The organism is Paenibacillus sp. S33 (assembly GCF_053615415.1).
In genome coordinates this window covers 3878726-3897802 of the sequence record NZ_JBSIEZ010000001.1, presented here as the reverse complement: position 1 = coordinate 3897802, position 19077 = coordinate 3878726, and the positions used below count along the sequence as shown (strand labels likewise).

The following is a 19077-nucleotide window of genomic DNA, read 5'->3' as shown; positions in this document are numbered from 1 at the left end:
GGAGAGACATCAATGATATCTTTGAAAACGCCGCGTGATTATCATACTGATCCGTTTATAGTCATCTGGGAGGTTACACGAGCTTGTGCTTTAAAGTGTCTTCACTGTAGAGCGGAAGCTCAGTACAAACCTGATCCTCGCCAGCTGACACTAGAAGAAGGTAAGAAGCTGATAGATCAAATCGCTGAAATGAATCATCCGTTGGTTGTGTTCACAGGCGGAGATCCTTTGATGCGTCCTGATCTGTTTGAACTGGCTCGATATGCAATTGAAGAGAAAAATCTGTCGGTTTCGATGACCCCCAGTGCCACACCTAAAGTGACACGAGCAGCGGTAGAAAAAGCAAAGCAAGTTGGGTTATCGCGGTGGGCTTTTAGTCTGGACGGTTCATGTGCAGACATTCACGATCATTTTCGAGGTACGGTGGGTTCTTACGATACAACCATGCGAGGAATTGGTTATTTAAAGGAACTGAATATCCCTATTCAAGTGAACACTACGGTGTCCCGGTACAACCTCCATGATCTGGAGCAAATTGCAGAAAGGGTAAAGGAAATGCAGGCCGTGTTATGGAGTTTATTTTTCCTTGTTCCAACCGGACGTGGCATGGAGAAAGATATGATTACTCCTGATGAGCATGAAGCCGTAATGAAATGGTTGTATCAAATACAGCAACAGATGCCGTACGGTGTGAAGGCTACAGAAGCTCCCCACTATCGGAGGGTCGTACTGCAGCAAAAGCACAATGCAGGTGAGAGCAGTGTAGCAGACGGACAAAAGAGAGCAGACGTTTTAGGACGTGCTCCTAAAGGCGTAAATGATGGAGATGGATTTGTTTTTATTAGTCATATCGGAGAAGTATACCCGAGCGGTTTTCTGCCTCTTATGTGCGGGAATGTACGAAACGATAGCCTGGCAGATATTTATCGCAACTCTCCGATCATGATGAATCTTAGAGATAAGTCCCTACTTAAAGGTAAATGTGGAGTCTGTGAATTCAAGGCCATCTGTGGGGGCTCCAGAGCAAGGGCTTTTGCAATAACAGGAGACTATTTGGAGAGTGACCCTTATTGCGCTTATATACCCGGGGTTGGAGAGGAAAAGTGTTTTCATGAAAAAAAGTTCTAAAAAAGTCGTTATTCTCGGTGGAGGAATAAGTGGTTTAAGTGCCGCCTTTTATGTGAAAAGGCTGGCTGAGGATCGGCAGCTTGAAGTGGAGATCACACTGGTGGAGAAAAGTGAACGTCTGGGAGGAAAGCTGCAAACCGTTCGCCAAAACGATTTTATGATCGAAAAAGGACCGGATGCTTTCTTGGCCAGAAAGACGGCAATATTGGATCTGACCATGGAGTTGGGGCTGGAAGCAGAGCTGGTATCGACAAACCCGAAAGCCAAATCTGCTTGCATTTTGCATAAGGGCAAACTTCATACGATGCCGATGGGCTTCATTCTGGGCATCCCAACAAAGCTGACTCCTTTCATTCGGACAGGACTTATTTCTCCACTGGGAAAAGCACGGGCAGCCCTGGATTTAATCATTCCGGCGAAGAAAGGTGATGCGGACGAATCTCTAGGTGATTTTATCAAACGGCGTCTCGGCAAAGAAGTTCTGGACCAGATTACAGAACCTTTGCTGTCTGGAATTTACGCTGGGGATACTCATTCTCTGAGCCTTATGTCAACTTTCCCTCAATTTAAACTAATGGAACAAAAGCATGGAAGTTTGATTAAGGGTATGTCTAAAGGGGCGGGAAAAAAGCCAGCAGTACAAGACAAACTGCCGGATATCGCTAAGAAAAGTATGTTTCTTTCTTATCGGCTAGGATTATCTACGATCGTGGAGCGGCTAAAGGAAAGGCTGGATACCGTACGTTTTGTTATGGGGCAAGGTGTAGTTGAAGTAAGGAAGGAAAGCGGTTATCAGGTCATTTTAGAACACGGACAAAAAATAGATGCGGATGCGGTGATCTGCGCTGTTCCAGCTTTTGAAGCGGCTACATTATTTTCCGGCGTTGCAAGTGCTAGCTGGTTACACAAGATTCACTATGTTTCTGTAGCCAATATTGCTCTTGCTTATAAAAACACAGATCTTAATTTTTCTTTTGAGGGAACGGGATTTCTAGTCCCTCGCAAAGAAGGCAAAAAGATTACGGCATGTACTTGGTCTTCGACGAAGTGGAGCCATACTGCTCCTGAAGGATATACGCTTTTACGGACCTACATCGGACATGCAGGCGCACAGGATTGGATTCAGATGACAGACGATCAACTTGTGGATGCCGCGCGCAAAGATTTGAAAGATTTAATGGGCCTGGAAGCGGAACCGGAATTCGTTGAAGTCAGTAGGTGTGATCGATCGATGCCGCAATATCCGATTGGACACAAAGAGCATATGGCGAAGATGAGACAGGACTTCGCACAGTATTTACCGGGTGTTTTTCTATGCGGTGCCGGCTATGGGGGCGTTGGAATTCCAGATTGTATCGCTCAAGGGAAAGAAGCGGCTGAACAGTTGCTTTCTGATTTGTTATAATCAGGCTCTTTCCACTAGTGAAAGAGGGAACCCCCTGATTGGTTCAGCTTTAAGGGAGACGTAGAATGAACGTTGAGCATAAAATCGAAGTAAAATGGAGGAATGGAAGATGAGCCAGTTAACGGAAGAAACATGGGTGGCGGACATCGTGAAAGCAGTACCCAAAACGGGAGATCTGTTCCGCAAACTGAGAATTGATTTCTGCTGTGGAGGGAAAATATCGCTCCGTGAAGCAGCAGCCAATCGAGGCCTCCACGCTGGTGAACTGCTGACGCAGATACATGAAGTGGAAGAAAAGCAGGCACAGCATAAGCAAATGCAACCTCCTTCACTCGAACCAAAAGAACTAATCGCCTATATTCAAAATGAGTATCATACGAAGCTTCGGGAAGAACTATCGGCCTTAACGCCGTATGTAACCAAACTAACGCGGGTTCACGGTGAACGTTATTCGCATCTCAAGCGAGTTAATGAACTGTTCACCTTGCTTAAACAGGAATTATCGGAACATATTCAAAATGAGGAGGACCTTGTGTTTCCGATGATTGAAGCATTTTTACAAGAATCAACAGTGGAACGAGCAGATGAGTTGAATCCAATTTTGTCCAAGTTGCAAGACGAGCATCAAACGGTGGTGGAATTCCTGAAGGAAATGCGCTTGATCACAAACGGCTTTGAGCCGATGCAGGAAGCTTGTGGTACGCACCGACTCGTATTGAAGCGGTTAGAAGACCTGGAAGCAGATATTTTTAATCATATTCTTCTTGAAAATTGTACACTGATCGAACGTACGAGACAGGCACAGCTAATAGCGAAACCGATTAATTGATGATGAACTAACATGAGGAGCCGAACCAAATGCATAAATTAATTAAAAGTAGCACTGTTTTCGTTTTGGTTATGTCCATCATTTTATTATTATCAGGATGCGGTACGAAACAACAACTAGATTCAAATGTTAGCAGTTCGGATCAGAACGGATCTTCCAGCCAGACATCTTCGAAAACGGCTGAAACTATTGAGCTTACCATATCCGCAGCAGCAAGTTTAACGGATGCGCTCAAAGAAATTCAGCATTCATACGAATCAACCCATACAGGCATTAAATTGAATTTTAACTTCGGCGGCTCTGGTGCGTTGGAAAAACAAATTGAGCAAGGAGCGCCGTCGGATTTGTTTCTGTCCGCTTCGACCAAAAACATGAAGTCCCTTGTTGATCAGCAGTTAATAGATACGAAAAAACAAAAAACGTGGCTGACGAACGAATTGGTCGCGGTTAGCCCTGCAGATGGGACGATGAACATCGCGAGTGTAACCGATTTAACAAAAAAAGAAGTGAAGAAAGTTGCAATCGGAATTCCTGAAAGTGTTCCAGCGGGTAACTACGCACAGGAAGCGCTGACGAAAGCGAAGCTTTGGGACACGTTACAGAGCAAGCTGGTTCAAGCGAAAGACGTTAGACAAGTGCTGCAATATGTGGAAACTGGGAATGCAGATGTCGGATTTGTATATAAAACAGATGCATTGACTTCACAAAAGGCAAAAATCGCCTTTGAGGTGAATCCCAAAACCTATTCACCTGTTGAGTATCCAATCGGGATTGTCAAAGCTACAAAGCACATTCAAGAAGCCGAAGACTTTTATGCATACTTACAATCGCAAGAATCTCTGAATATTATGGATAAGTATGGATTTACCATACCGAAGTGAGCATGCAAGATATAGATTGGAATGAATATTGGCCTCCTATCCGATTATCGTTGCAGGTTGCACTGTTATCCAGCGTTCTCGTAATCATATTAGGCTTGCTTGTGGCATGGTCAATGTCGCGGTTGGGATTATTTAAAGGGAAAACGGTTGTTGAAACCGTGCTTATGCTGCCCTTGGTACTCCCACCGACGGTTGTTGGTTTTTTACTGCTCATATTACTTGGACGAAAAAGCGGGTTCGGACGGTTTGTGGAGCAATGGTTTGGCGAGCCTATTATATTCTCGTGGTGGGCAGGGGTTATAGCAGCGGTGGTAGTAGCTTTTCCTCTAGTCTATCGGACGCTGAGAATGGGATTGTCTTCTGTTGACCGGGACTTGGAAAACGCGGGACGTTCGATGGGTGCAAGTGAATGGCAGGTTTTTCGATACATCACCTTCCCTTTAATTTTCCCTTCTTTTAAAGCTGCCTTCATACTCGGTTTTGCCCGCGGCCTGGGCGAATTTGGTGCTACGCTGATGATTGCCGGAAATATTCCGGGTAAAACACAAACGATTCCGACGGCCATTTATATTGCAGTGGATGCTGGTCATCTTCCTATGGCGTGGGCGTGGACATGCTCTATCATACTCATTTCTTTTATCATGCTCCTGTTAACGGGTCAAAAGAACAATTAATTACTTCATACAAGCTTCCCTTTAGCAGGGGGAGGCTTTTTTGTATCTTTCCATAGAACGAGGGATTTCCTGTAGCGCTATAGGACATTCCCTAATGGGAACAGAGATGAATGAATTACATAATGAGAGTAAGCGAATGAGTCTTCCCTTGGAACTTGCGTTGGGATGATTCTTTCTAAAAAGGAGTGTTGGTCATCGATGAAAAAGAAATACAACCTCAACTTTTTTAAACCGATCGAAAGCTATTCGGGAAATTGGTCAATCCTTGAGGAAAAAAATAGAGAATGGGAAAACGTGTATCGTCAGCGTTGGTCTCATGACAAAGTGGTTCGGACGACTCACGGAGTGAACTGCACCGGTTCCTGTAGTTGGAAGGTTTTTGTCAAAAACGGCATCATTACCTGGGAAAATCAACAGATCGATTATCCTTCCTGCGGTGTAGATATGCCAGAATTTGAACCGCGGGGATGCCCGCGTGGGGCTACATTTTCCTGGTATGAATACAGTCCATTACGCGTTAAATATCCCTATATGCGCGGTAAGCTGTTGCGGCTTTGGCAGGCGGCTATCCAGGAGCATGCCAATCCGGTGGAAGCATGGGCAAGTATTGTGGAAGATCCGGAGAAAGCCAAGCTCTACAAATCAGCTCGCGGAAAAGGCGGTCATGTCCGTGTCACTTGGGACGATGTCCTGCGTCTGATCTCGGCACAACTCATCTATACCATTCGTAAATACGGTCCTGACCGGATTGCGGGCTTTACGCCAATCCCGGCGATGTCAATGATAAGCTACGCTTCAGGAGCTCGATTCATTTCGCTACTGGGTGGGCAGATGTTGAGTTTTTATGACTGGTATGCCGACCTTCCTCCTTCATCTCCTCAAATTTGGGGTGAGCAGACGGATGTACCGGAATCTTCTGATTGGTACAATGCGGGTTACCTGATTATGTGGGGATCGAACGTACCGCTTACCCGGACGCCAGACGCTCATTTTATGACGGAAGTACGATATAAGGGAACAAAAGTCGTATCAGTGGCTCCCGACTTGGCGGAGAATGTGAAGTTCGCTGACAACTGGCTTGCCCCAAATCCGGGTACAGATGCTGCCGTAGCCCAGGCTATGACGCATGTTATTTTGGATGAGTTTTACAAAGATCGCCAAGAACCGATGTTCATTAACTATGCCAAACAATATACGGATATGCCGTTTATGATTCTGCTTGATCCACACGAGGGAGCCTGGAAAGGTGGACGTTTTCTACGGGCGAGTGACCTGGGGGATGCTTCGCCGCATGCGGACTGGAAGCCGGTCATATATGACGAAGCGGCGGGGGAAATGCTGGTCCCGAACGGTACGATGGGACAGCGCTGGGAGCAGGATAAGAAATGGAACCTGATTCTGGAACGGGAAGATGGAACAAAGGTTGAGCCCGCGCTCACTGTGGAAGGTCATGGCGAGCAATGGGAAGAAATCGTATTCCCTTACTTTGATAACGCCGGTAATGGAACGTTCAAACGTGTAATTCCGGCCAAAAAAGTACGCTTGGCAGATGGCTCGGAACGTTACGTAGCAACTGTGTACGATTTGATGATGAGCCAGTATGGTGTCGCACGCAATGACAGCCCTCATAACGCCAAAAATTATTACGACGAAGCTTCGCATTATACCCCTGCCTGGCAGGAGAAGGTCACAGGTGTGAAGGCGTCTGTTGTGGTACAGATTGCTCGGGAATTTGCCCAAAATGCTATCGATACTAAAGGTCGCTCCATGATTATTATGGGTGCGGGTATCAACCACTGGTTCAATAGTGACACGATCTATCGGTCCATCTTGAATCTTGTCGTGTTGACTGCTTCCCAAGGTGTAAACGGTGGAGGCTGGGCGCATTATGTGGGTCAAGAAAAGCTCCGCCCAATCGAAGGCTGGTCAACGATTGCTTTTGCAAAAGACTGGCAAGGGGCGGCTCGGCAGCAAAATGCTACATCGTTTTTCTACTTTGCAACAGAGCAGTGGCGTTACGAAGAAAGTGGAACAGACACCTTGAAGTCACCGATTGGCGGGGATGTCAGTTACAGACATCCAGCAGACTACAACGTGCTCGCAGCACGTCTGGGTTGGCTGCCTTCTTATCCACAGTTTAATAAAAACAGTCTGCTGTTCGCCGAAGAGGCTGCACAATTAGGCAAGAAGTCCAACGAGGACATCATCAATCATTCTGTGGAAGAGATTAAATCACGTAAGACACGCTTCGCTGTAGAAGATCCTGGGGCAGCCGAGAACTTCCCGCGTTCACTCTTTGTTTGGCGGTCAAATCTGATTTCCAGTTCGGCGAAGGGACAAGAGTATTTCATGAAACATTTACTCGGAGCATCTGATGCCCTGCTTGCCCGGCCGAACGAAGAACAGAAACCTGAGGAAATTGTCTGGAGAGAAGATGTAGAAGGAAAACTTGATTTGATGGTTGCACTTGATTTCCGGATGACAACAACTCCATTGTACGCGGACATCGTGCTTCCTGCGGCAACCTGGTACGAAAAAACAGACTTGTCGTCAACAGACATGCATCCTTTCGTGCATCCGTTTAATCCGGCTGTTAACCCTCTGTGGGAATCCCGCGCGGACTGGGATATTTACCGCCAGCTTTCGGAAGTCTTTTCGGATATGGCAAAAGAGTACCTGCCAGGCATATATAAAGACCTTGTGACTGCGCCGCTCGCACACGATAGTATAGGCGAAATTTCACAGCCGATGGGTCTTGTAAAGGATTGGACGAAGGGCGAGATTGAAGCGACTCCGGGTAAAACCATGCCGAATTTCAGCATCATCGAACGCGATTATACTAAAATTCACGATAAATTTATCTCACTCGGTCCGAATTTGACTAGTGGGAAAGCAGGTGCGCATGGCGTCAGCTTCTCCGTAGCGGACGAATATGAGGAAATGAAAAAGTTGAACGGAGTTTATTACGATGAATCCATTAAAGACGGGCTGCCCAAAATCCAGACAGCTCGCCAAGTAGCCAATGCAATTCTTCACCTTTCATCCGCGACTAATGGACGGGTGTCGCAAAAGGCTTATGAGCAGGCAGAAGAACTTCACGGTGTGGAACTCAAAGATATCTCGGCCGATCGGGCAGCGGAAAGGATCACTTTCCAAAGTATAACGGCGCAGCCACGGGAAGTTATACCGACACCAGTATTCACTGGATCGAACAAGAAGGGACGCCGCTATTCACCATTTACAACGAATATTGAACGTCTCGTTCCGTTTCGTACTTTGACGGGAAGACAGCATTTCTATATTGATCATGAGATTTTCCAACAATTTGGGGAATCATTGCCGATCTACAAACCGACGCTGCCGCCGATGGTGTTCGGCCCTCGCGATCGGGAAATAAAAGGCGGGCAAGATTCACTCGTGCTCCGTTATCTGACACCGCACGGTAAATGGAATATTCACTCTACCTACCAGGATAACCAGCACATGCTTACACTGTTTCGCGGAGGTCCTACGGTGTGGATCAACAACGAAGACGCAGAGGCACATGATCTTGCCGACAATGACTGGGTAGAGGTATACAACCGTAACGGCGTCGTAACCGCCCGGACTGTTGTCAGCCACCGGATGCCAAGAGGAACGATGTTCATGTACCATGCTCAGGATAAGCACATTCAAGTGCCAGGCTCCGAAATCACGGATACACGCGGCGGTAGTCATAACGCACCTACAAGAATTCATCTCAAACCAACCCAGATGGTCGGTGGATATGCTCAGCTTAGTTATGGATTCAACTATTATGGTCCGATCGGCAACCAGCGTGATGTGTACGTTGCGGTACGTAAAATGAAGGAGGTTAACTGGCTTGAAGATTAAAGCTCAAATTGCCATGGTCATGAACCTGGATAAGTGTATTGGCTGTCATACGTGCAGCGTGACATGTAAAACAACCTGGACGAACCGCAAAGGTGCGGAATATATGTGGTTTAACAATGTGGAAACCAAACCGGGTATCGGTTATCCGAAGCGCTGGGAAGATCAGGAATTATATAAAGGGGGCTGGCAGCTCCGCAAAGGGAAACTAGAACTGAAGTCAGGCAACAAGCTGTCCAAGATAGCACTGGGTAAGATTTTTTACAATCCAGACATGCCGGAAATGAAAGATTATTATGAGCCCTGGACTTATAATTACGAGCAACTGACCAACGCTGGCGAACAGAAGCATTCACCTGTGGCACGCGCGCATTCTGCGGTAACGGGTGAAAAAATGGATTTGGAATGGGGTCCAAACTGGGAAGATGATCTGGCGGGTGCGCATGTAACGGGTCCGCTTGATCCCAATATTCAGAAAATCGAAGAAGAGATTAAATTTAACTTTGAGAAGTCTTTCATGGTTTATCTCCCACGGCTTTGCGAACATTGCCTAAATCCAAGCTGTGTCGCGTCATGTCCTTCGGGCGCCATGTACAAGCGGGACGAGGACGGAATCGTGCTCGTGGATCAGGAAGCCTGCCGTGGATGGCGGTATTGCATGACGGGCTGCCCATACAAAAAAGTGTACTTTAACTGGCAGACGAACAAAGCGGAAAAATGTACCTTCTGTTTCCCACGTGTGGAAGCTGGTCTGCCGACAGTCTGCTCCGAGACATGTACAGGACGAATTCGCTACCTCGGCGTTATGCTGTATGACGCGGATCGAGTGCTTGAGGCCGCTTCTACGCAGGATGAGAAAGAGCTTTATAAAGCGCAATGCGACCTGTTCATGGATCCAAGTGATCCGGCAGTGATTGCTCAAGCGAGAAAAGACGGTATCTCGGAGGACTGGATTGAAGCAGCGCAGAACTCGCCGGTCTACAAGCTTGCTATTGAGCACAAGCTGGCATTCCCGCTTCATCCGGAATACCGCACATTACCTATGGTCTGGTATGTGCCACCACTCAGTCCGATCATGAATTACTTTGAAGGGAAAGACTCAATTGAGAATCCCGATATGATCTTTCCGGCTATCGAAGAGATGCGCACCCCTATTCAGTACCTTGCCAATATGCTGACAGCGGGCGACACGCAAACTGTGAAGGAATCCTTGCAGCGAATGGCTATGATGCGCTCCTATATGCGTGCCCAATCCACAGGACAATCTTTCGATGAAAGCCGTCTTGAGCGCATCGGCATGACACCGCGGCAGACTGAGCAGATGTATCGACTTCTGGCGATTGCCAAGTATGAGGATCGTTTCGTCATTCCGACATCACATAAAGAAGGATATTCGAATCCGTACCGGGCTCAAGGATCTGCTGGTTACGGCGATACCATGGGAAACATGGGTTCTGGCTCTGGATGTGACGGCTGTAGTATGGCAAGTTCGATGGGGATGGAAGAGCCTTTGAAAACGGGCAAAGAAATGTATGAAGAAAACTTCTACGGGGGTATTTGGCGTGATTAATGTAGCGAAGTTGTATGAATGCAAGCCATCATTCGGGTTTTTCGCTCAGCAACTCATGTACCCGGAAAAGCTGGATTTTCATCCAGCTTTTCTGGAAGCATCGTTTGATCCGAACCATCCGGCATATACGTATGCGAACACCTACTGGTCCCTTATGCAAGAGTTCAGTATGGAAGAGATTCAGGAAATGTATACGGAAACCTTTGATTTTCAAAAGAATTGTGCACTATATATGACTTACTTTAAATTCGAAGATGCAAAAGAACGGGGACAAATGTTGGTCAAGTTAAAGGTGCTATATGAGATGTACGGTCTTGAAATGCCAGATGGAGAGCTGCCAGATTACCTTCCGCTCATGTGTGAATTTCTGTATGCCGCCGAATGGGCGCAAGATCCGAAGACGACAGAAAACTTCCGCATGCCAATCGCGATCCTGGAAGACGGCACATATCATTTGCTTAAAGCACTGGAAAAAATGGAAAGCCCGTATTTTCATCTGGTGAAGGGACTGCGCGAAACGCTTAAAGCTTGCGTAGAACAGGAGGCGGCCGCGCAATGATGATGCTAGAGCAGTTTTTATGGGTCATTTTCCCTTATATGTGCGTGGTCGTCTTTATTGTAGGCCATATTTTCCGCTACAGAAACGACCAGTTCAATTGGACAGCGAAATCAAGTGAGTTTATTGAAAAAAAACAATTGATGATCGGAAGCCTCTTGTTCCACCTGGGTATCATCCCGGTTATTATGGGGCATGTGTCCGGTCTGGGCATACCGAAAACCTGGATGCATGCACTGGGTGTAAATGATCATCTGTATCATATTGGGGCAGTTTATATTGGTGGTATATTCGGAGCCATGACGTTCCTCGGTATGTTGATTCTCACCTCTCGCCGTTTTACAATACGCAATGTGCGCCGTTTAAGTACAGCGTCTGATTTGATCGTAAACGTATTGCTTTTGGCCATTGTATGCATGGGGATGTTTGCGACTCTCGTAACGAATGCGGTACAGCCAGAATTCGATTATCGAGAGACGATCTCAATCTGGTTCCGCGGTTTATTCATATTCCGTGTCGACCCGACACTGATGAGAGACGTACCGATGTCCTTCAAGCTTCATATCCTTATGGCCTTTGCGATTTTTGCATTCTGGCCGTTTACCCGGCTTGTACATGTGTGGAGTGTTCCGTTGAATTATGTGCGCAGAAGTTATATCCTTTACAGAAGACATAAATCGAATTAGGAAAGCGGGCTCTGCCTTCTTTCCTAATTCTATTAGGAGAGAGCGATGAATAATAGGATGGATTATCAAAGGGAGCTTGAGCGAATACGCGAACATTTCGGTTATGATTTCATGGCGCTTGCTCTGGTTGAACCGGCCGAATATCAATACGTAATTAAATGGAAAAATGCAGCCGGTAATTTAAATGATCGCTTTAAGCGAATTGTACTGCAATCCGGAAAGGGCATAGCAGGAGTCGTGTTCAAAACTGGGAAATCCGTTTTCATTCCATCTGTTCATCAATATGTGGGGGCAGACAACCTGTTTAACTACCCGATCGTTCAATCCGAGAAGCTCAAGAGTCTCGGGGCTGTTCCCCTATGGAATGATGCTCGCGTCGCGGGCGTACTGCTTGGTGGATTTCGGGAAGAACTGCTGATGACCGCAGCCATGATGCGTGATTTGGAAGCTTTGGCGCATAGGGGATTTGGAGAGTTGAACGGGAAGGAAGTGATGTAATTGACATTATCTGTAGGGACTGGCTCTTTGAATGCGCTAATGGTGAAGTTGTTTGAGAACAGTACAGAAGCCATTTTCTTTTTTGATGGGCAAGGGAACACCCTAGCTATGAACCCGGCAGCGGAGGAGATTGTGAGCGATGACGTCCTCATTCAACTCTATGAAGGGAAGGAAAAAGCTTTGTGTGGAACATGCAGGGGCTATACAAGCGAAACGGAGCCCCGTACCTGCCTTGATTGTTATTTCAATATGCCAGAATCCAAGGATTTCGCTTCTTTTCAGGTTTATCTGGAAACAAAGAGCAACGGAATGATCCCCTATGCCGCTTCTTTTCACACCATTGATTCTGAACATGGAACAAGGGTGTTGATGTTGAGGGACTTGACTCCGCAATTTCAGACGCAGGAAAAATTGTATCAAAACAAAATGATGAAGCATGTCATTGAAGCGCAGGAAAATGAGCGTAAACGGCTTTCCAGGGAACTGCACGACAGCGTCGCCCAGGAATTGATGAGTGCGGTTGTTGAGCTGCGGGTGTTAAAATACATGACGAATGATGAACAGCTCATCAAAAACATGAAGCAGACTGAAGCATCCATGACGCGATTGCTGGATGATATCCGCAACCTGTCTGTGGAACTACGCCCCGCCACACTTGATGATTTTGGGCTTGAAGCGGCATTTCGTTCCCACTTTAAGAGGGTTGAACAAAGCTTTGGTCTTGTCGTTGAATTTGTGTCGGATCTTCCCCAAAAGCGATATGGAAGTGAAAAGGAAACGGTCATTTACCGTGTCTGCCAGGAGGCTGTTCTCAATGCCTTGAAGTATGCCCAGGTAGATATGGTTAAAGTTTCTTTGTCTGAGCACGATCATACGCTTCGTTTGACTGTAGAGGACGATGGGGTTGGCTTTGAAAAGGGGAGCAATCCTATTGGAACGGGACTTGGTTTATATGGCATGCAGGAGAGAGCAGAACTGGTAGGTGGAAGTTTTGGCGTTCTTTCAAATGTTGGTCAAGGAACCAAAGTATTTTTAAAAATTCCGATTGGACATGAGGAGGAGTAAAGACGTGATCAAAATTGTGTTAGCGGATGACCATGCAATTGTACGGAGCGGATTTTCCATGATTTTGAACTTCCAATCGGATATGGAGGTTGTCGGAACGGCTGCAGACGGCATTGAAGCGTATACAATGGTAGCTAAATATCGTCCAGATATTCTGATCATGGACCTCAGCATGCCCCCAGGCGAGAGTGGATTGATCGCCACAGGCAAGATTAAAGAAGACCACCCTGATACTAAAATTCTGATTCTGACCATGCATGACGATGAAGAATATCTTTTTCATATTTTGAAGAATGGTGCTTCAGGGTATGTTTTGAAAAATGCTCCAGATGAGGAGCTATTACTTGCCATACGAACCATTCATGGGGGTGGGACTTATATCCATCCTAAAATGGCTACTTCTCTCGTTCGTGAGTTCATCAAAAAAGATACAACGTCACAATCAGAAGATCCTTATGAGATCCTGTCCAAGCGGGAACTGGAGATTCTGCCTCTGGTCGCAAAAGGTTACGGTAACAAGGAAGTTGCGGAAAAGCTGTTCATCTCTGTCAAGACGGTGGAAGCGAACAAAGCGAAGATCATGGAAAAATTGAATTTAAGAAGCCGGCCTGAACTGGTCCAATATGCATTAAAGAAAAAAATGCTGGATTTTTAGCCGATGAATGGAGGAAATCCGCGTGCTGGAAAATGAGAAACTGCGCTTTTCCAAACCTGCCATGCGTATTCTTGAAAATGAGCATCGCTATCTAACCTATCTGATGGATGAATGGCATGCCATTGTATTGTGGTTTGAGCAGCACAGAATACTAGATTTGGAAGAAGGCCGCAAGCAACTGGAAAAACTGAGAACGCAGATTATCGATTTTAGGGTACCCCTCAAGAAACATACCGAAAAGGAAGAAGAACACTTCTTTTCTATGCTAGGAACCTACATTGGTTTTGAGCAGGGACCGCTCGTCGGTATACAGGAGGAGCACCGTGAAATAGAGGGCTATATCGATCATTTTCTTTATCAAACGGAGGGCGATCTGAGTTTGCTCACGCTTGATGAGATTCAGGAGGCGACCAAGAACGCGGGAGAGGCGTTCGAAGTCCTGACTGTACATTTTATAAAAGAAGAAACCGTACTTTTTCCTATGGCAGAGCAACAGATCAATCGGAATGATCTGACCAAGTTATGTGACAAATTAAATACGCTTATCTCTTGAATTGACCAAGCCGCTTCCTATAGAAGCGGCTTTTTATATTTTCAGGGAGTCCCCTGTCAGGTAAAGGGGAGTCCCCTATATTCGAATGGATCGGCTAGCGGCTACAATGGGGACAGAAAATTCAAATAATAATTCGACAGAAAAAACGTTGAAAAGGTGAGTTAAATGATTAGAAAAATGCAGTTGCCGCTACAAACATTGAACTTGATTCTTGGATTCATGGTATGGGTTATCATTTCTTCGCTTATGCCGTTCATTACGGAGGATATTGCTATTCCACCCGGAAAATTGGCCATGGTTACGGCGATTCCGGTCGTGCTTGGATCGATTCTGCGCATTCCGCTTGGTTATTATGCCAACATCTTCGGAGCAAGAATCGTTTTTCTCGTTAGCTTTATTTTGCTTTTGTTTCCCGTCTACTATATCAGTGAAGCTTCTACGATGATGGATTTAATTATCGGTGGCTTGTTCCTTGGGATTGGAGGAGCTGTGTTCTCGGTTGGGGTGACTTCGCTACCGAAGTATTATTCAAAGGAAAAACATGGGTTTGTAAATGGAATGTATGGTATAGGGAATTTGGGAACAGCCGTCACTACCTTCTCGGCCCCTATTGTGGCTACACAAATTGGCTGGGCCCTTACAGTGAAGCTGTATCTCATTCTGCTGCTTGTTTTTATCGTTTTGAATTTCTTCTTAGGGGATCGTCATGAAGCTAAAGTAAAGACGCCTATTATGGAACAGATCAAAGGGGTTTACAAAAATGAAAAGCTTTGGTTTTTCTCGCTCTTTTATTTTATTACATTTGGCTCATTTGTAGCGTTTACGGTGTACTTGCCGAATTTCCTGGTATCGAATTTTGAGCTGGCTAAAGTGGATGCAGGGATGCGTACAGCAGGCTTTATTGCGATTGCCACATTCTTCCGTCCCATCGGTGGCTGGCTGGCGGATCGGTTTCAGCCCCTGTTCCTGCTGGTAGGCACGTTCACAGTTTATACGGTCGCTGCGATTCTTTTGGCTTTTTCACCAGGGATTACCCTGTATACAGTAGGCTGCTTGGCGATCGCTGTAAGTGCTGGAGTGGGGAACGGCGTCATTTTCAAGCTAGTTCCATTTTATTTTAATAAACAAGCAGGTATAGTTAACGGAATTGTATCCATGATGGGCGGTCTCGGTGGCTTTTTCCCTCCGATCCTGTTATCGACGATTCATGCCGCTACTGGCCAATATTCCATTGGATTCATGCTCCTCTCCCAAGTGGCGCTGGCTAGCCTGATCCTCGTCATATGGCTGTATTATCAAGGGACAAAATCTAATGAATGAACGTTATTCCAGACAGATCTTATTTAGACCCATTGGTGGCGAAGGGCAGCGTAATCTATCCGCTGCTGTCGTCACCATTATCGGTTGCGGGGCACTGGGTTCCGCCATTGCCGAAACATTGGTAAGAGCGGGCGTTGGGGAGCTTCATCTTGTTGACAGGGATTATGTAGAGATGTCGAATCTGCAACGTCAGCAGTTGTTTACAGAGCAGGATGCCGCGGAAATGCTGCCCAAGGTTATGGCAGCTGAAAAAAGGCTGAAAGCCATACGAGAAGACGTGCGGTTGCACACATATCTCGATAACTTGGATGCCGAGCTTGTTCAAGAACTTGCCAGCAAAAGTATATTGCTGATGGATGCTACGGACAATTTCGAAACTCGTCTGCTTATCAACGATGCTGCACTGAAGACAGGAATTCCATGGATTTACGGAGCCTGTGTTGGAAGCACAGGCGTTGTTTTTCCATTCGTGCCGGGAGAGTCTGCTTGTTTACGCTGCCTTCTGCCATCGTTGCCTGCGATCAATCAGACCTGCGATACGGCTGGAATCATCTCACCCGCAGTCCAGGTGACAGCTGCCCTCCAATGTGCAGAAGCCATGAAGTGGCTGAGCGGCAGGCGTGATAAGATGCGCCGCAAGGTTCATCTTTTTGATCTATGGGAGAATACGCAGATGGACATAGGGATTTCCCGCATCCGTAACCAAGATTGTCCAACCTGTGGAGAGCATCCTACGTTTCCTGCACTGACAGCATCACGTCGCTCGGCGTATACGGCTCTGTGCGGACGGAACGTGGTACAGGTTCTTCCAGACCCACAACGTCCGATCACGCTCGATGATGCAGAGAAAATGGGCAGGCTTATAGCAGATCGTGTAAAAAGAACCCCTTATTTCGTTGAATTTTATGCTTTTAAGCATCGAATGATTTTATTCAAAAACGGAAGGCTTCTCATACACGGTGTACGGAGTGTTGCCAACGGTCAAAAACTATATCATCAGCTGTTCGGTTAAATGAGATGTAGATATAAAAAGCAGAAACATTTAAAAGAGTCTGTCACCGGAAAGTGGTTTTGTCCGGTGGCTGGAAGGTGGAAAAGATGAGTGTATTTGAAATCGTAACGGAGCCCATTATCCCGCAGGCTTATGCGGATTATGTCCTAAGGCCGGAAGCAGGAGCGGTGACTATTTTTACAGGGCACGTACGAGAATGGACTCAAGGCGTACGAACCTTATACCTTGCTTATGAGGCCTATGTCCCCATGGCCCAAAAAAAACTCACAGAGATTGGTCGCGAAATCGAACAGAAATGGGAAGGGACGCGAGTGGCAATCGCGCACCGCATTGGCGAGCTTCAAATCGGTGATATCGCCGTTGTCATTGCCGTTTCTTCACCTCACCGTTCGGATGCGTATGAGGCAAATGAATACGCGATCGAACGAATTAAAGAAATAGTTCCTATTTGGAAACGAGAGATTTGGGAAGATGGAACGCAGTGGGTCGGAGGTCAAAAGAAAAAGCCGGGGGAGATCAGTCATGATTAAGCTGTACTACTTTGCGGGACTCCGTGAGGTGACGGGAAAAATAGAAGAATTGGCAGATTTGGCGGGCCAAACGGTAGGCGATTTATCCAATTGGATAACAGATCAATATCCAGATATGCCAATCCAGTCTGTACGAATTGCGATAAACGAAGAGTATGCGTTGTCTACGGATGTATTACAGGATGGAGACATTGCAGCCTTCATTCCCCCAGTCAGCGGCGGCTAATGATAACGATGCTAAACAACTAGAAAGGAGGGGGCGTATGAATTTTCATCCACTGAAAGACAAGTTGCAGCGGCCCATTCGTGATTTGCGGATATCGGTTACAGACCGCTGCAATTTCCGCTGTTCCTATTGCATGCCTAAAGAAATTTTCGGTGACGATTACGCCTTTCTTCCCCAAAATGAATGTCTGTCGTTTGAAGAGATTCACCGGCTGACGAAGCTCTTTGTATCCCTGGGCGTAAAAAAGATCCGACTCACGGGCGGAGAACCATTAATGCGCAGGAATCTACCCGACCTGGTCTCCCAAATCCTGTCCATTGACGGAGTGGAAGATGTCGGCTTGACCACCAACGGTGTGCTGCTAGGACAGCAGGCTAAGCCTCTCTATGACGCAGGGCTACGACGGCTTAATGTCAGTCTGGACGCTCTCGACCCCGAGCTATTTGGGCGGTTGAATGGCCGGGGGATTAAGCCTGATGTTATTTTGAAGCAGATCGGATATGCAAGAGAAATCGGCTTTGAAATCAAGATCAATATGGTAGTTCAAAAAGGCGTTAATGACTCGGAGATTTTGCCGATGGCTGCTTATTTTAAGGAGCAGGGAATAACCCTTCGCTTTATCGAGTTTATGGATGTAGGTAATGACAACGGATGGAGCTTCAAAAAGGTACTAACCAAAAAAGAAATCGTTGAACGACTTAAGAATGCGTACGAGCTGGAGCCGATGGATCGGGATTACTTAGGAGAAGTGGCAAAGCGTTATCGTTATAAAGACAGCAACGCACAGATTGGTTTTATTACTTCAGTTTCTGAATCGTTTTGTTCGTCTTGTACACGTGCCCGCTTATCGTGCGATGGCAGGTTTTATACATGTTTGTTTGCTTCAGGCGGATTTGATTTACGCCAGATGCTTCGCAACGGGGCGAATGACCAGGAATTGCTCGATGTGATTACTTCAGTATGGGAACAACGCACAGATCGGTATTCCGATGAACGTACGGAGCAGACAGCCAACAACAAAAAAAAGATTAACATGTCCTACATTGGCGGCTGACATTTTATACCATGATCGTGTGCTGTATTTGATGTGGTTGCTCCGGAAAAGAAAGCGCAAACATTTTTGTTGGCAAAACTTAAATTCGATGTTATTATGATTTTGGGATTGTTACTGAAAAGGCAAAACCCGAGGCATGGAATTCAATTTCCATGTGTTGGGTTTTGCCTTTTCTTTTTAGAATACGAGCTTTACGATATCCTGCATGATATGAATATCTGCCCAGCCATAACGCAGAAAGGTGAGTGATATAAAGCCTTACAAGTGCTGAACAACAAAGATGATGACGTCGACCAACGAATCGACATCCGAAAAATGATGTCATGGGACGTGGTTAACCGACTATATCCATTTTCAGAACGGAATATCAGATCGGTTTGGGAGCACTCAAGATCAATGATGGAAAACGTAAGGCTTTTGTCTCTTATTATGAATGCGTTTTCATAACATAAAGTTGTAAATCAATACATTTGAATTTGTTTACGACGAAGATTTGATCGGCTATTACCGTCTTGTGACCTATCTGAAATTTCGCCCAGCATCTAAATCCTTTTTTAAATTTGAT

The 19077-nt window shown here is 46.1% G+C and carries 18 protein-coding genes; all 18 read left to right on the top strand.

Features of this window, described 5'->3' with window-relative positions; translation table 11 throughout:
• The first annotated feature begins 12 nt into the window (after window positions 1-12).
• The 18 genes from ACWGXJ_RS17735 to moaA all read left to right on the top strand — a co-directional run bounded on the left by ACWGXJ_RS17735 (window position 13) and on the right by moaA (window position 18512).
• Window positions 13-1128 carry a TIGR04053 family radical SAM/SPASM domain-containing protein gene (locus tag ACWGXJ_RS17735; RefSeq protein WP_039274400.1) on the top strand — a complete coding sequence of 372 codons (1116 nt, stop codon included), beginning with the start codon at window positions 13-15 and terminating at the stop codon, window positions 1126-1128.
• Window positions 1112-2533 carry a protoporphyrinogen oxidase gene (hemG, locus tag ACWGXJ_RS17730; RefSeq protein WP_452567283.1) on the top strand — a complete coding sequence of 474 codons (1422 nt, stop codon included), beginning with the start codon at window positions 1112-1114 and terminating at the stop codon, window positions 2531-2533. Before ACWGXJ_RS17735 ends, hemG begins: the two co-directional genes overlap by 17 nt.
• A 109-nt stretch (window positions 2534-2642) precedes the next feature.
• Complete coding sequence (ric, locus tag ACWGXJ_RS17725) at window positions 2643-3362, top strand: iron-sulfur cluster repair di-iron protein (protein WP_341163502.1); 720 nt, start codon at window positions 2643-2645, stop codon at window positions 3360-3362.
• Between the two features lie 29 nt (window positions 3363-3391).
• Window positions 3392-4243, top strand: a complete 852-nt coding sequence (gene modA / locus ACWGXJ_RS17720; RefSeq protein ID WP_452567282.1) for a molybdate ABC transporter substrate-binding protein — start codon at window positions 3392-3394, stop codon at window positions 4241-4243.
• Window positions 4240-4917: a molybdate ABC transporter permease subunit gene (gene modB / locus ACWGXJ_RS17715; RefSeq protein ID WP_028542273.1), complete on the top strand. Its 678-nt coding sequence runs from the start codon at window positions 4240-4242 to the stop codon at window positions 4915-4917. Before modA ends, modB begins: the two co-directional genes overlap by 4 nt.
• A 198-nt stretch (window positions 4918-5115) precedes the next feature.
• Entirely contained in the window at window positions 5116-8790 is a 3675-nt protein-coding gene (locus ACWGXJ_RS17710) for a nitrate reductase subunit alpha (RefSeq protein WP_452567281.1), read from the top strand.
• On the top strand, window positions 8780-10357 hold the full coding sequence (narH, locus tag ACWGXJ_RS17705) for a nitrate reductase subunit beta (RefSeq protein WP_028542275.1): 1578 nt from the start codon (window positions 8780-8782) through the stop codon (window positions 10355-10357). Before ACWGXJ_RS17710 ends, narH begins: the two co-directional genes overlap by 11 nt.
• Entirely contained in the window at window positions 10350-10916 is a 567-nt protein-coding gene (gene narJ, locus ACWGXJ_RS17700; RefSeq protein WP_039274409.1) for a nitrate reductase molybdenum cofactor assembly chaperone, read from the top strand. Before narH ends, narJ begins: the two co-directional genes overlap by 8 nt.
• Window positions 10916-11599, top strand: a complete 684-nt coding sequence (gene narI / locus ACWGXJ_RS17695; protein ID WP_081330765.1) for a respiratory nitrate reductase subunit gamma — start codon at window positions 10916-10918, stop codon at window positions 11597-11599. The genes narJ and narI overlap by 1 nt, the downstream gene beginning before the upstream one ends.
• A gap of 45 nt (window positions 11600-11644) precedes the next feature.
• A complete protein-coding gene (locus ACWGXJ_RS17690; RefSeq protein WP_029515512.1) occupies window positions 11645-12097 on the top strand; it encodes a GAF domain-containing protein in 453 nt (150 codons plus the stop codon).
• Window positions 12098-13162, top strand: a complete 1065-nt coding sequence (locus ACWGXJ_RS17685; protein WP_039274412.1) for a PAS domain-containing sensor histidine kinase — start codon at window positions 12098-12100, stop codon at window positions 13160-13162.
• A 7-nt stretch (window positions 13163-13169) separates the two neighbouring features.
• Window positions 13170-13817: a response regulator transcription factor gene (locus tag ACWGXJ_RS17680; RefSeq protein ID WP_023989699.1), complete on the top strand. Its 648-nt coding sequence runs from the start codon at window positions 13170-13172 to the stop codon at window positions 13815-13817.
• 22 nt (window positions 13818-13839) lie between these two features.
• Window positions 13840-14370 carry a hemerythrin domain-containing protein gene (locus ACWGXJ_RS17675; protein ID WP_452567280.1) on the top strand — a complete coding sequence of 177 codons (531 nt, stop codon included), beginning with the start codon at window positions 13840-13842 and terminating at the stop codon, window positions 14368-14370.
• A gap of 165 nt (window positions 14371-14535) precedes the next feature.
• Entirely contained in the window at window positions 14536-15690 is a 1155-nt protein-coding gene (locus ACWGXJ_RS17670; RefSeq protein WP_452567279.1) for a nitrate/nitrite transporter, read from the top strand.
• The gene (locus ACWGXJ_RS17665; RefSeq protein WP_452567278.1) at window positions 15683-16702 is read left to right on the top strand and encodes a ThiF family adenylyltransferase; all 1020 of its coding nucleotides are present in this window, start codon (window positions 15683-15685) and stop codon (window positions 16700-16702) included. The genes ACWGXJ_RS17670 and ACWGXJ_RS17665 overlap by 8 nt, the downstream gene beginning before the upstream one ends.
• A gap of 86 nt (window positions 16703-16788) precedes the next feature.
• Window positions 16789-17232, top strand: coding sequence for a molybdenum cofactor biosynthesis protein MoaE (locus tag ACWGXJ_RS17660; RefSeq protein WP_039274531.1), 444 nt, complete (start codon window positions 16789-16791; stop codon window positions 17230-17232).
• Window positions 17225-17458, top strand: a complete 234-nt coding sequence (locus ACWGXJ_RS17655) for a MoaD/ThiS family protein (protein WP_452567277.1) — start codon at window positions 17225-17227, stop codon at window positions 17456-17458. Before ACWGXJ_RS17660 ends, ACWGXJ_RS17655 begins: the two co-directional genes overlap by 8 nt.
• A 37-nt stretch (window positions 17459-17495) precedes the next feature.
• Window positions 17496-18512: a GTP 3',8-cyclase MoaA gene (gene moaA / locus ACWGXJ_RS17650; protein ID WP_452567276.1), complete on the top strand. Its 1017-nt coding sequence runs from the start codon at window positions 17496-17498 to the stop codon at window positions 18510-18512.
• Window positions 18513-19077 lie beyond the last annotated feature (565 nt).

Bases quoted from the DNA above. Each gene is read 5' to 3' on its own strand.
- ACWGXJ_RS17735 (WP_039274400.1), top strand. From the start codon at position 13: ATGATATCTTTGAAAACGCCGCGTGATTATCATACTGATCCGTTTATA.
- hemG (WP_452567283.1), top strand. From the start codon at position 1,112: ATGAAAAAAAGTTCTAAAAAAGTCGTTATTCTCGGTGGAGGAATAAGT.
- ric (WP_341163502.1), top strand. From the start codon at position 2,643: ATGAGCCAGTTAACGGAAGAAACATGGGTGGCGGACATCGTGAAAGCA.
- modA (WP_452567282.1), top strand. From the start codon at position 3,392: ATGCATAAATTAATTAAAAGTAGCACTGTTTTCGTTTTGGTTATGTCC.
- ACWGXJ_RS17710 (WP_452567281.1), top strand. From the start codon at position 5,116: ATGAAAAAGAAATACAACCTCAACTTTTTTAAACCGATCGAAAGCTAT.
- narI (WP_081330765.1), top strand. From the start codon at position 10,916: ATGATGCTAGAGCAGTTTTTATGGGTCATTTTCCCTTATATGTGCGTG.
- ACWGXJ_RS17690 (WP_029515512.1), top strand. From the start codon at position 11,645: ATGAATAATAGGATGGATTATCAAAGGGAGCTTGAGCGAATACGCGAA.
- ACWGXJ_RS17670 (WP_452567279.1), top strand. From the start codon at position 14,536: ATGATTAGAAAAATGCAGTTGCCGCTACAAACATTGAACTTGATTCTT.
- ACWGXJ_RS17665 (WP_452567278.1), top strand. From the start codon at position 15,683: ATGAATGAACGTTATTCCAGACAGATCTTATTTAGACCCATTGGTGGC.
- ACWGXJ_RS17660 (WP_039274531.1), top strand. From the start codon at position 16,789: ATGAGTGTATTTGAAATCGTAACGGAGCCCATTATCCCGCAGGCTTAT.
- ACWGXJ_RS17655 (WP_452567277.1), top strand. From the start codon at position 17,225: ATGATTAAGCTGTACTACTTTGCGGGACTCCGTGAGGTGACGGGAAAA.
- moaA (WP_452567276.1), top strand. From the start codon at position 17,496: ATGAATTTTCATCCACTGAAAGACAAGTTGCAGCGGCCCATTCGTGAT.